Raw genomic sequence first — 12,508 nt, forward strand, 5'->3', positions numbered from 1 at the left:
CTCTTTATAATTCCGGGGACGGCTTTCATTCATAAAAGTCGTCCCCGTTAAGGAAATCCGCCTGATTAATTTAACTGATCTTCTGTGTAGTAGCCGGAAGTGATCAGCATGTCTTTGTAATTGTCAACTGTAACAACCACCGGATCACAAAGATAGGTGGGGATGATTCCAGTTCCATTGTCATAGGATTTGGTATCATTGATCTCAGCTTTGCCTCCCTGCATAACGGAATCAACCATCTTTACTACCTGGGTAGCCAGAGTTCTGGTATCTTTGAAAACGCTCATAGCCTGTTTTCCCTGAATCATGTTCTTAACATTTGCAATATCACAGTCCTGACCTGTTATAATCGGGTATTTGCCTGTGTAAGAAGATGCAAGTGCATTTTCAACACCAAGAGCGGTGGAATCGTTGGAACAAAGAACTGCATCCAGAACAGTTCCGTCTGAATAGTTACCTGCGATGATGGTATCCATACGGTTCTGGGATTTCTCGGAATCCCATTTCTCGGTTGCAACCTGCTCAAATTCGACCTGACCTGATTTTACAACCAGCTGTCCGTTATCAATATATTTCTTTAAGACATCTATGGCTCCTCCGAAGAAGAACTTGCAGTTGTTATCAGCAGGATCACCGGTGAAGAATTCGATATTCTTCGGATCGCCGCCCTTGTCAAGTCCAAGAGATTCTACCAGATATTCTCCCTGCTTCTGGCCTACTTTGTAGTTATCAAAAGTAGCATAATATGTAACTGCATCGGAATTCATGATCAGACGGTCATAAGCGATAACCGGGATTCCCATGGACTTTGCCTGAGAGAGCGGCTCACCTAAGGAGCTTCCATCGATGGATGCGATAACCAGCATCTTACAGCCATTGGAGATCATGTTTTCAATCTGGGATACCTGTGTCTGAACATCATTGCTGGCATACTGAAGATCTACCTTATAGCCTGCACTCTCCAGTTCCTTTTTCATGTTGGCGCCATCCTGATTCCATCTCTGTAAATCCTTGGTGGGCATTGCAACGCCAATTGTTACATCTTCCTTATTCAATGTTTTAGTTTCTGCTGCAGTGGTTTCTTCCGCCTTGGTGGTATCAGCGGCAGCTGCCGTAGTAGTTTCTGGTGCCTTTGTTTCCGGTGCTTTGCTTCCCCCGCCGCTGCACCCGGCCAGTATTCCTGCCGTCATGGCAAGAGTCATCGCCACTGCTAAAAGTTTTCTTTTCATTGATAAATCCTCCTCCAATACTTGTTTTTGATATACTTATCTTAGCACGGAGGCATCAGGACTTGTTTGTCAATCGTTAGCACGTATTTATCCACATAAAAAAAGCCCTGAAAATACAGGACTTTTTTATCATGCAAAAAAATGCTACTGCTTTATGACATTTAAATATACATCTTCCCTGGGGTGAAATCCTCCCTTGATGATGACGGAATCCATATTTTCCTTTGTAACTGCAACCGGCTTCAGCTCCAGATAGGGTACATCATAGGTTCCGTCATGAATGGTCTGGTCAACTCCTTTAAGGGGTTCTCCCCTGCCAAGCTTTACCGCATACTCTGCTGCCAGTCTGGCCTCCTCTTCCACTGATTTAAAAGCAGTCATATTCTGAGTGCCCTCCACAATCCGCTGGCATGCCATTAAATCTCCGTCCTGACCTACCAGGCACACCTTTCCTGCCAGCCGGTCTTCGGAAAGTACCTTAAAAACCTGGGTGGCCAGATCATCATTTCCACACATGATTCCCTTCACATCCGGATATTTTTCCAGTGCTTCCTTTGCATAGTCATAAGCCTGTTCCCCAAGCCAGCCTTCGCAATTGTTCTGATAAACAACATCTAAATTCTTTCCTTCCAGCACCGAATAAAATCCCTCCCGGATCATTGCCACATTGTGATCAGTCTCCGGTCCCTGGATCATGACAATCTTGCCGCCCTCAGGAATGTTCTTAACCAGATTCTCTGCCATCAGGCTTCCCACTCCCCGGTTATCAAAGGAGATATACATATCACTGTCTGCATTTAAAACCAGCCGGTCATAGCTCATGGTTTTTATCCCCGCTGCCTTTGCCTTTTTCATTACATCGGACAATTCTTCGCAGTCACCTGCCACCACCACAATGACATCCATCTGTTTTTTAATAAAATACTGGATCTGCTCAATCTGCTCATTCACATCACCATTGGCGTTCTGTACGTTAACTTCTGCCCCCATCTCTTTTGCAGCAGAAACAAACACATCCCGGTCCCTGATCCATCGTTCAATGACAAAAGAGTCAATGCTCAGGCCGATCTGCACCGGCCGATCCCCTTCCTTTTCCGGAGTCTGCTCTGCAGTCTCAACTTTTGCCTGTCTGCATCCTGTCATCAGAATGCAGCAGGCGAATACCATTAGTAATAACCTCCCGCCCCACATTTTCATAACACTTACCTCTCCCTGTATTCGGTTGGTGTCATCCCTTCATACTTCTTAAAAATCCTGCTGAAATAATTGGGATCACTGTAGCCGGACATCACACAGATTTCCTTAATGCTGTATCTGGGATCCTCCAGCAGCCTTCTGGCGTTTTTAATTCTGGTTCTGGTTACATATTCAATAAAATTCTCCCCTACCTCCTGTTTAAACAGCTTACTGAAATAATAGGGACTGATATCTACCATGCGTGAAACATCATCAAGCGAGATCTCCCTGGCATAATTCTCATCAATATATGCCTTCACTCTGGATACCACATTTTCATATTCACGCTCCCTGGAAGTACTGATCTTATCGCATATATCCCTGGTTTTGTTTAAAAACCAGCGCCGCATCCCCTCCCCGTCTGCTGCTTTCTTCAGTTCATCCATATAATTTTCCCGGTAACGGAACCCATAGCGTACATTTCCAGCTTCGAATGCCCTGCGCTCCAGTCTCATCACCAGTTCCAGAATCTTGATTTCAATATTGGATCTCATATCTCCGTCATGCACCAGCATCCAGTCAAAAAATTCATTGGCACAGGATAATGCCCCCTCCCGGTCTGCTTTCACCCCTCTTTGAAGATACTGGTTTTCTAAGTCCAGGGGATACTCGCCGTCGTATTCTGCAACTGCCGGAATATCGGTGATATGAACCACATGGCTGTCACTCTCCCGCAGAGATCTTAAGGCCTCTTTGTAGGAATCCCTGATTGCCGCCAGCGTCTTTACAGCACCGATTCCGCCCCTGCATTTAATATCCATACTGGTCTCCAGCTTATGAATGACATTCCTGGTTCTGGTAATGATCTCCACTCGTTTCTCATACTGCATCCGTTCCTGGTCAAAGGAAAGAAATAAAACCAGGCGGTTTCCCATGGCAGGTCCGATAACACATTCAAAGTAATCCTTTAGTATCTCCCGGATCATGCTGTAATATTTATTTACCTTCACGCCCACACCAATGGCATTGGTCATGGTTCCCCCCTCCATGCTGTCCCCGAATTCCAGCACCACGATGAAACCATATGGCTTGCGGATATCCAGCATTTCCGGATACCCACTGTGAAGGGGGTCCGAATCCTCCTGAAGTATGGTATAGATAAAGCCGCTTTCAATCATTGGTACAACGATTTCCAGCCGTTCCCTTATTTTCAGGTCATCGCTTAACTTCTGTCTGGCCTCCTCAACCTGATGCATGGCTTTTACGCATACGTCAAGAATCTTTTTCTTATTAACCGGCTTCATAATAAATTCCATGACTCCAAGATTAACTGCTTCCTGGGCATAGGAAAACTTATCATAAGCAGTCATAATAATAAATACCATTGACTGATTGAATTTGCGTATTTCTCTGATTGCCTGGATTCCGCTTAATCCAGGCATCTGAATATCTACAAAAGCAATATCCGGACGAAAAAGTCCAGCCTGCTCAATCACTGCTCTTCCTGTCTTCACGCATACGATTTCGCAATCGCTGCCAAAGTTTGATTCAATAATACTCCGTATGGACTCCAGCATGATTCCTTCATCATCTGCAACCAGTATCCGAAACATGTACTTCATCCCCCTTTTTAGGAATCCTTAGAATTACTGAAGTTCCCTGATCTTCCCCTTCACTGATAATGGAAAACAGCTCTTTTTTATTGTAATAAAGTTCCAGACGGGAAATTACATTATAGATCCCGATTCCGGTAGAATCGGTGTCCTCCTTATCCCGCACTCCTTCCTGTATCCGCTTTAATTTTTCGCTGTCTATTCCCTTTCCATTATCATCAATCCTGATTTCAATGGCATCAGCCTGATTTTTAACGGAAAGACAGATATTCCCCTGCCAGCTGATATCCCGTATTCCGTGTGACACTGCATTTTCAACCAATGGCTGGAGCGTCATACTTGGCATGGAATAATCCATGGTATCCTCTTCCAGCATGGATTCGTAATGAATATCTCCGGCAAACCGGACATTTAAAATGTAAATATAGTTCTCAACTGTCTCCACCTCTTCCCGTATGGTGGCATCCTCTGAACTCTTTTTTACATTGTACCGAAAGAAATCAGCCATTTTTTCCATAAATACCGAGGTTTTTTCCGCATCCTCCATCATTGCCAGCTGTACACCTGCGTTTAAGGAATTAAAAAGAAAATGGGGATTGATCTGGGACTGTAAATATTTGAGCCGGGCCTCCTTTAAATGGTTTTCCATCAGAAGTTCCCGCTCCTTCATCTCCTGCTCTTTTTCCGCACTTTCTTTAATTTTATTCACATACTCGTCTAAACTGTCCACCATCTGGTTAAAAGTCCTGGTAACGATCCCCAATTCGTCCCCGGACCGGATATAAGGCACCTTCACATGGAAATTGCCCTGCCCAACCAGCTTGGCTGTATGCGCCAGACTGGTGAGCGGTGTAACGATATCCCTTGTCATCATCATCATGACCGACAGACTGATAATCATAACAATAATCAGTATGACGGAACTGATCACCTCCAGATATTGAAGAGCTGCCTGAAGGGTCTGATAGCTTGCGGAGTTGTTCTTAAACTGTCTGCTGTTAAGCACCGAAATATCGTGATTAATGAACTGATAAAGCTTTAAGGCAGATTCATAGGAGCTCTTGTACTTCTCTACATTCTGCCCCCGCTTTGCCTGAACCGTCTCATCTGTAACGGCTAAGTAACTGTCAGACATGTTCCGGATATTCTTCTCCAGAATCTGAATCGGGTTGTCCGTTACCAGAACATTAAGTCCATCCAGAAGTTTCCTGTAATCCTGCTCCGCGCGGTAGTAATCGTTTAAGGACTCCGAATCCTTAACCTGCAGGTATTTATACATAAAATTCTGTACACCTGTCAATGCGTCGGATAATTCGTTCAGATTCACGTTGCTCATATAAACAGAATTCATCCGCTCAACCATCTGATTGATCTGGGCATAAATAAACAGATTGCTGGCAAACAGGACCACTGCCGTTACCGCAATTTCCAGAAAAAGCTTTCTGGTAATGGGTAAATTCTCCCAGATTGGTTTTACCTTAATGTTCATGGGTCTTCCGCTCCTGTTTCAAGTATTCCGGCGCCTGATCTTTCGTCACAAACTGTAAATCCACACTGTAAAAGGAATTGGTCCGTCCGTCCTTTATGGATTCTGTCAGCGCCTGTACGCTATACTTTCCCATCTGACTGGTATCAATGCACAGAGTCATAGCCATGGTTCCCTTCTCAACTGCTTCCAGCGCTGCTTTGGACTTATAATAGCCGATCACCTGGGTTTTCCCCACCTGGTTATAGTCTATGACTGCCTGATAAACCGCTTCTGTATCCACCTCATCCATACATACAATAATGTCCGGTGGACCCTGGACGTTCTGAAAGAGATTGCGAACGACCTCTTCTGATTCAAAGGCTCTTCCAGAAGGAATCTTAATCTCTTCCACCTTGATATTGCCTCCGCCTTCCCTGGATGTAACCATTCGGTTATTAATCTGATTGAATATCTGAGACTGATTACTGTCTATGGAATTATCATGAAGAAGCATCATGACCCTTGTAAGCCCCTCATGGGAGGGCAGAATTTTTAAGATCTGATTGCCGTATTCCTGACCCAGCTGATAAGAATTGATGCCTACATAGCTTTTCCGCTCTGTATTGGGGGCATCATTTAGAATGGTGACCACTGGTATCCCGTTACTGGCTGCTTCATTGATACGGTCCTCCAGCATGTGTTCTCCTGTAAATTCCAGTAAAATCCCGTCAACTTTGGCTGCAATACTCATATCCATAAAATCCAGAGTTGTATATTCCGATGACTGATTTTTTCCTTTTAATTCAACAAAGGCATCATAGTGTGCTGCCTCTTCCTTCACACTCTGATATACATCGTTCCAGAACTTGGAATCCAGGTTGTCGATAATCATTACATAATGATACCGGTATGCAGCCGTGTTTTCCGCGTGCTCTACTCCTATCTTTTTTAACACATATCCATAAAAGGAGGAGGTTAAAAGTGTGAGAAATATAATCCCGGTCAGACCAGCAAGCATTAAAAACAGCAGACCCTTTTTCCCGTTTTCCATATATGCCCTCCTTGTCCCAAATGAAGATTGGGTTCCTGCTTCTTTCATTATACTAAATTACTAAGGAAAACAAAAGCAGGAGAAAATTGCTACCGGGTAGCACTTTTTTTATCATTATTATTTTCATAACAGCTTCTATGTTGTAATATTTCCTGAAATTATAGTATAATTATTGTAGTCTTAATGGAAAGGCGGTATTACCACATGTCTTCATTACTACAGCTATGCACACAGTTTACAACAGGAGCCACCTCACATCTGCCCTGTGAACACCCAATGGGAAAGAGACTGGTCTGCCCGGAATATTCAAAGTCAGGTCAGGAAGTAAAAACATATCCCTTTGTTAACAATGACAAGCTGTTTTTGGTCTGCTGGAATTTTACTAAAGGGGGAAGCCTGCTTTCCACAATGAAACCTTCCCCCATCTCTTTTTGTTATCACCGGCCTTTTAAACAGGGGGACAAAACCCAGCTCCACACCCATGATTATCTGGAACTGGCCTATATTGTTGAGGGAACATTCTGCCAGCGGATTCTTGGAAAGGACATTACCTTTTCAAAAGGTGATTTTTATCTGATTGATAAAAACTGCATGCATCAGGATTATCTCCTTGACCAGCCTGCAACCGTACTTTTCTTTGGTCTTTCCAATGACATCTTTGATGAAATCATGGTGGAAAATATCTCTGCTAAAAAAATGATTTCCTTCCTGCAGTCTGCGCTCCTGAAACAAAAAAGCTTAAAGCAGTATCTTCACTTTAAGCCAATCGGAGATGTCGTTTCTCAGACGGAAGCCTGTCTGCTCTCACTGCTGACAGAGCTTAACCTTAACGACGCTGGTTACCGTTTTATATGTAAGGGACTGCTGATCCGGATCTTCCGCCTTTTAAGCACCCGGTATGAATTCTCACTTTCCAGTGAACAGCGCCGGACCATGAACTGGGTGATGTTTGAAGAAATCTCGGATTATATAAAAGGCAATTATGCAACGGTAACAATAGGTGACCTTGTGAATACCTTTCATTTCCAGGGGGATTATTTCAACCGGCTGATCAAGGACAGAACCGGTCTTACTTATTCCGGGTATGTGCAGCAGATCCGCCTGGCGGCCGCAGAACATCTGCTGATTCACTCCCAGAAGAGTATTGATGAGATTATTGAAACTGTTGGTTATCGTAACAAGGGTTATTTTTACAAGATATTTGCAGAAAAGCACGGCACAACACCTTCCATGCTTCGAAGGAACCGTACCAGCAGACACTGATTTCAGGAATTCATTCAATAAAAGGACTGGAAAAGAAATACCTTCTTAGGTTTCTTTTCCAGCCCCTGCCTCATTCCTATTATTTTCCCAGCGCTGCTTTGTAATCATCCATATTCTTCTGAATTGATTCTTTCACTTTATCATATCCTGCAGCCTTCAGTTTCTCTCTCATATCGTTTACTGCCTGCTTAGGATCATCGTATTTTCCGTATGCCAGCTGAGGAATATATTCAGAGAGCACACTTGCCATTGCTGACATTTCCGCTTCGACAGAATTCTTATCCACAACCAGTCCGGTGTAGGGATTATCATAAGCAAAGGTGTTATAATTTTTAATCATATCACTGGTTCCATCCCACCACTGCACATCCTGCAGCTCTAAATCATCATTTCTTCCGCACCAGAAATTGGAATCCAAAGAATCCGTACTCTTATCCCAGCCTTCCGGGTGGTCCAGCTTTCCTTCAGAAGTAATGGTATAATCAACCCCTTCAATTCCATAATTGATCAGCCTGTAGCATGCCTCATCATTGCGAAGCAGATCATATACCATAAGTGCACGCTCCGGATGCTGGGAGTTGGCACTGATCGCTGCGGCACCATGCGTTTTTAAAGGTTTAGAAACATTATTATTCTCCTTCCCCCACCAGTACATTCTGGCATCAGAACCTGACTGCTTTAAGTCCATATTGGGTCTGACCTGGGAATAAAAGGTCTGAGAGTGGTGCTGGTCGGCTCCGGAGGTGCCGGCATACATTGCCTCTCTGGAATCACCGTCATAATTCAGTACATCCTCTCTCCAGTATCCCGCATCATTCCATTTCTTCATCAGCTCTGCCGCATCGTAGATTGCATCACTCTCCATATAGGGAGAGGTTACAGTAAACGGATCATCCTTAGAAACTCCCATCCAGAATTCATAGTTCCCTACATTGGCGCCGGGTATTACGATATTATCTGTTTTGGAATTCATATATCCGCTCAGTAAACCACCTGCGTTGTTCTTTCCTCCTACATCCCACGCAGTCACGTCCGGTTTATGATCCCTGATCCACTGGAAATAAGTTCCAAGCTGCTCAAACTCTTTTATATCACCGTTCTCCATCCCCGCTTCCTTCGCCCAGTCTGCCCGGTAAAACAAACCATGGTTTGTATACTGGGTGTAATAATCTTCCGGAATAAAATAAATCTGGTCCTGATATTTACAGTATTTCCAGTCATCCATGGAAGCCACCTGCTCATAGGTCTTCGGAGCATACGTTTTTAACAGATCCTCGGACAAAGGCATGAATGCACCCTTTTGGGCGTTTTCCCATGCATACAGCCAGTCTGTTGCTGTTGTGATAATATCCAGACTCTTATCTCCGCTTAAAAGCTGAACATTATACTGGGTCTGCCAGTCTGCCCATTCTATATATGTCAGTTTCAGTTCTGCATTTACTTTCTCGTTTAAAATACCATTCAGTTTTTCAAGCATTGCTTCGCATCTGCCATTGCTCGGCTTATCGCCTAACACCAGCATATTAATCACTTCATGCTTTGATGTGTCCGCCTTACCATCTGCGCCAGCTGCACTGCTTTCTTCCTTTCCTGTGCATCCGGCCAAACATGTGGCCATAACCCCTGCCAATAAAACTGCAGCCACTTTTTTAACAGATTGTTTTCTCATTTTTATTACCTCCCATAATGAAATTTAATTAAATACGGTGACATTACCCCTTTACCGCACCAATTGTGATACCAGAAATAAAATATTTTTGTACAAACGGATACAGGAAGATAATCGGCCCTGTAGCCACAACAGCTGTAGCCATCTTTAACGTATTACTGGGTAGATCTGTAATTGTAATTGCTGCTCCTGCCATGGAATTCTTAAGCTGGGCCGCAGTATTGATAATATTGTAAAGATAATACTGCAGCGGTTTATACGTCACAGCAGATCCCAGATACAGCATAGAGTTATACCACTCATTCCAATAACCCAGTGCCAGAAACAACCCGACTGTGGCAAGCGCCGGCTTTAACATGGGAAGAATCAGAGTCAGGAAGATCTTAAAATCATCAGCGCCGTCCATCTTTCCCGATTCTGTTATCTCATAAGGGACTGACCTGGCAAAATTCTTCATAAGAATGATCAGCCAGGGAGTCATCAGAAGCTGAAGGAATACTGCCATATAACTCCCCTTTAAATTCAGATAACGGGATACCCAGATATAAGTAGGAGCCATTCCTGCTGAAAACAGGGTTGTAAAATAAATGAAGAAGGAAAGAGCATTCCGAAAAGGGAAATCCTTTCGTTGTAATGCATATCCTGTCATGGCAATAAGGAAAAGCCCCAATACAGTTCCAAATACCGTCATGACAATTGTAACGCCGTAGGAACCTAAAATCATCTTCGGATACCGGAAAACCCAGCTGTATGCGGTGAGAGTAAAACCTTTCGGCAGCAGACCGAATCCCTCCCGGGTGATTACCCCTTCATTGCTGAATGATGCGGATATCATAAGCAAAAATGGTATGAAGCACATCAGAGAAAATAATGCAACACAAATATAAGATATTATTCTGACTGCAGCTGTACTGCCAGTCATCTTTACACCGTTCTTTTTCATAAGCCGCCTCCTAAAATAATGCATAATCAGGGTCAATCTTTTGGACCACCCAGTTGCTGAACATAACCAGGATAAAACCAAAAAGTGACTGGTACAGCCCGACTGCAGATGAGGTTGCAAAATTGTTCTGGTTCATCATTGTCCGGAATACAAAGGTTTCAATAATATCTGTGTTGAGAAAAAGCTGAGAGTTTGCCGGACCGATCAGATTGTAGAACAGTCCGAAATTCCCTTTCATAATACCGCCTAATGCAAACAGCATTAGTATGATAAACGTTGGCTTAAGACTTGGAATTATAATATACCGGATTCTCTGCCAGCTGGTGGCACCGTCTACCTGTGCTGCTTCTATGATCTGGGAATCAATTCCGCAGATGGATGCAAAATATACGATGGATCCATATCCAGTCTGCTGCCAGATATTGCACAGAATAATGATAAATGGCCAGATCCCTGCCATACTGTATATTTTTAAGGGATTTCCGCCTGCAGCCCGTACCAGTGTATTTAAGGCACCTGTATCATAATTAAGAATATTAAAGGCAAGGACTCCAATCAGGACTGCGGAAATAAAATATGGCAGGAACATGATGGTCTGAGATACTTTTTTAAACCAGCTGCACCGGATTTCATTTACCATAATGGCAAGTGTAATCTGAAGTAAATTTCCCAAAAGTATAAATGCCAGATTGTACAAAATTGTATTTCTTGTAAGAATCCATAACTGACCGGATTTTAAAAGAAATTCAAAATTTTTAAATCCAACAAAGGGACTACCAAAAATTCCGTCACGGAAATTATAATTGGTAAATGCTATGTAGATGCCTGGCATGGGACAATAAAAGAAAATAATAAAAAACAATACCGCCGGAAGACACATGAGCATTAATATTTTATTATCTCTTATTACTTTTCCCATTGATTTTCTGTACGGCGAAGCCGCCGTTACCTGCTTTTTTCCTTTTCCTTTCAATTCCTTCTCCTCCTTATGAGCTGCGATTCATTCTTATCTGAAACCGGTTTCATATAGAGCGTACAGATTAAGTATCTCCGTTTAACTTCCGGCAGGAGTCTCTGATTACCAGCTCCGTAGGAATAATCTGAATCTTCTTTGGATTTCTGTCCTCTAATACAGCAAGCGCAGTATTAATCAGGGTATCCCCATACTGCTGATAATTATAGTCCATGCTTGTCAGTCGTGGAACGCTGGTTTCGGCAAGCAGTGTATTATCAAAACTGACTACTGAAATGTCCTCCGGAATACGCAGTGAATGCTCTCTTAAGGACTTTATGATTCCCAGAGCAGTCAGATCATTAATTGCAATGACTGCACTGGGCAGCCACTTAGCATTTTCAAGCAGGTAATTCATCCCCCGGTAACCGGATTCCATGGAATAACCGCCGGTCTCCACAATATAGTCAGGACAGAATGTAATTCCATATTTTTTCAGAATACTGCGGTAGCGGATACTCTTTGTGTGAGTGGAATCCACATCCTTTCTTCCCCCGATGATGCAGATTTTTCGATGTCCATTGGAAATTAAATACTCCATCATCCGGTCCATTCCAGCGCTGTCATCTAAGTTAACCTGGTAACAGTCACTTCCCTCCAGCTTCCCGGTGGTAACTACCGGCATGAAATCACAAACACGATTTATCCGTTCTGCGTACACGCTGTCAGTAATCCGTTCGTCAACCCTGCCCCCCATAATGATTAAAGCATCAATCTGCTGGCTTACCAGTTTATAGAGGCGTTGTTCCTCCAGCCGCATATCATTCATATAATTACTGAGCATCAGACTGTAATTGCGTTCCCCCGCCGCCCTCTCGCATTCCACTGCAAGCCCTGCATAAAACGGATTGCGGATATCCGGTATTAACACTCCTATAATTCCTGACCGGCTGCTTGTTAAACCTCTGGCCATTGCATTGGGACTGAAATTATATTTGGATATCAGCTTTTCCACCTTTTTCTTCTTCTCTTCGCTGACATTTGCATTCTTGGTTAAAACCCTGGATACTGTAGCCGGGGATACTCCTGCTTCCTCCGCTATCCGATAGATACTCACCTTTTCCCGATCTTTTTCCATTTCAGT

At 43.5% G+C, this 12,508-nt stretch carries 10 protein-coding genes; 1 reads left to right on the forward strand and 9 read right to left on the reverse strand.

Annotated features, from left to right (window positions below; translation table 11 throughout):
- Positions 1-65: 65 nt before the first annotated feature.
- The 5 genes from chvE to RZO55_RS19335 all read right to left on the reverse strand — a co-directional run bounded on the left by chvE (position 66) and on the right by RZO55_RS19335 (position 6,537).
- Positions 66-1,229, reverse strand: coding sequence for a multiple monosaccharide ABC transporter substrate-binding protein (gene chvE, locus RZO55_RS19315; protein ID WP_318065893.1), 1,164 nt, complete (start codon positions 1,227-1,229; stop codon positions 66-68).
- Positions 1,230-1,373: 144 nt separating this feature from the next.
- Complete coding sequence (locus RZO55_RS19320) at positions 1,374-2,426, reverse strand: substrate-binding domain-containing protein (RefSeq protein ID WP_318065894.1); 1,053 nt, start codon at positions 2,424-2,426, stop codon at positions 1,374-1,376.
- 5 nt (positions 2,427-2,431) lie between these two features.
- Positions 2,432-4,018, reverse strand: coding sequence for a response regulator transcription factor (locus RZO55_RS19325; protein WP_318065895.1), 1,587 nt, complete (start codon positions 4,016-4,018; stop codon positions 2,432-2,434).
- A complete protein-coding gene (locus tag RZO55_RS19330) occupies positions 3,993-5,507 on the reverse strand; it encodes a sensor histidine kinase (RefSeq protein ID WP_318065896.1) in 1,515 nt (504 codons plus the stop codon). Before RZO55_RS19330 ends, RZO55_RS19325 begins: the two co-directional genes overlap by 26 nt.
- Positions 5,497-6,537 (reverse strand): substrate-binding domain-containing protein, encoded by a 1,041-nt coding sequence (locus RZO55_RS19335; protein WP_318065897.1) that lies wholly within the window; start codon positions 6,535-6,537, stop codon positions 5,497-5,499. Before RZO55_RS19335 ends, RZO55_RS19330 begins: the two co-directional genes overlap by 11 nt.
- A gap of 204 nt (positions 6,538-6,741) precedes the next feature.
- On the opposite strand from RZO55_RS19335, the gene RZO55_RS19340 reads away from it, so the two are divergent.
- Positions 6,742-7,800 (forward strand): AraC family transcriptional regulator, encoded by a 1,059-nt coding sequence (locus tag RZO55_RS19340; protein WP_318065898.1) that lies wholly within the window; start codon positions 6,742-6,744, stop codon positions 7,798-7,800.
- A 79-nt stretch (positions 7,801-7,879) separates the two neighbouring features.
- Here RZO55_RS19340 and RZO55_RS19345 read toward each other — a convergent pair whose 3' ends face one another.
- The 4 genes from RZO55_RS19345 to RZO55_RS19360 form a co-directional block, all read right to left on the reverse strand.
- Complete coding sequence (locus tag RZO55_RS19345) at positions 7,880-9,469, reverse strand: DUF3502 domain-containing protein (protein WP_318065899.1); 1,590 nt, start codon at positions 9,467-9,469, stop codon at positions 7,880-7,882.
- A 43-nt stretch (positions 9,470-9,512) separates the two neighbouring features.
- Complete coding sequence (locus RZO55_RS19350; RefSeq protein ID WP_318065900.1) at positions 9,513-10,412, reverse strand: carbohydrate ABC transporter permease; 900 nt, start codon at positions 10,410-10,412, stop codon at positions 9,513-9,515.
- Positions 10,413-10,422: 10 nt separating this feature from the next.
- Positions 10,423-11,385, reverse strand: coding sequence for an ABC transporter permease (locus RZO55_RS19355; protein WP_318065901.1), 963 nt, complete (start codon positions 11,383-11,385; stop codon positions 10,423-10,425).
- 67 nt (positions 11,386-11,452) lie between these two features.
- The gene (locus RZO55_RS19360; RefSeq protein ID WP_318065902.1) at positions 11,453-12,502 is read right to left on the reverse strand and encodes a LacI family DNA-binding transcriptional regulator; all 1,050 of its coding nucleotides are present in this window, start codon (positions 12,500-12,502) and stop codon (positions 11,453-11,455) included.
- Positions 12,503-12,508: the final 6 nt, after the last annotated feature.

The organism is Clostridium boliviensis, assembly GCF_033342255.1.
GTDB lineage: Bacteria > Bacillota > Clostridia > Lachnospirales > Lachnospiraceae > Lacrimispora > Lacrimispora boliviensis.

Excerpts from the sequence above, each read along its gene's own strand:
- chvE (WP_318065893.1), bottom strand. The coding sequence starts at position 1,229 with ATGAAAAGAAAACTTTTAGCAGTGGCGATGACTCTTGCCATGACGGCA.
- RZO55_RS19320 (WP_318065894.1), bottom strand. The coding sequence starts at position 2,426 with ATGAAAATGTGGGGCGGGAGGTTATTACTAATGGTATTCGCCTGCTGC.
- RZO55_RS19325 (WP_318065895.1), bottom strand. The coding sequence starts at position 4,018 with ATGTTTCGGATACTGGTTGCAGATGATGAAGGAATCATGCTGGAGTCC.
- RZO55_RS19330 (WP_318065896.1), bottom strand. The coding sequence starts at position 5,507 with ATGAACATTAAGGTAAAACCAATCTGGGAGAATTTACCCATTACCAGA.
- RZO55_RS19335 (WP_318065897.1), bottom strand. The coding sequence starts at position 6,537 with ATGGAAAACGGGAAAAAGGGTCTGCTGTTTTTAATGCTTGCTGGTCTG.
- RZO55_RS19340 (WP_318065898.1), top strand. The coding sequence starts at position 6,742 with ATGTCTTCATTACTACAGCTATGCACACAGTTTACAACAGGAGCCACC.
- RZO55_RS19345 (WP_318065899.1), bottom strand. The coding sequence starts at position 9,469 with ATGAGAAAACAATCTGTTAAAAAAGTGGCTGCAGTTTTATTGGCAGGG.
- RZO55_RS19350 (WP_318065900.1), bottom strand. The coding sequence starts at position 10,412 with ATGAAAAAGAACGGTGTAAAGATGACTGGCAGTACAGCTGCAGTCAGA.
- RZO55_RS19360 (WP_318065902.1), bottom strand. The coding sequence starts at position 12,502 with ATGGAAAAAGATCGGGAAAAGGTGAGTATCTATCGGATAGCGGAGGAA.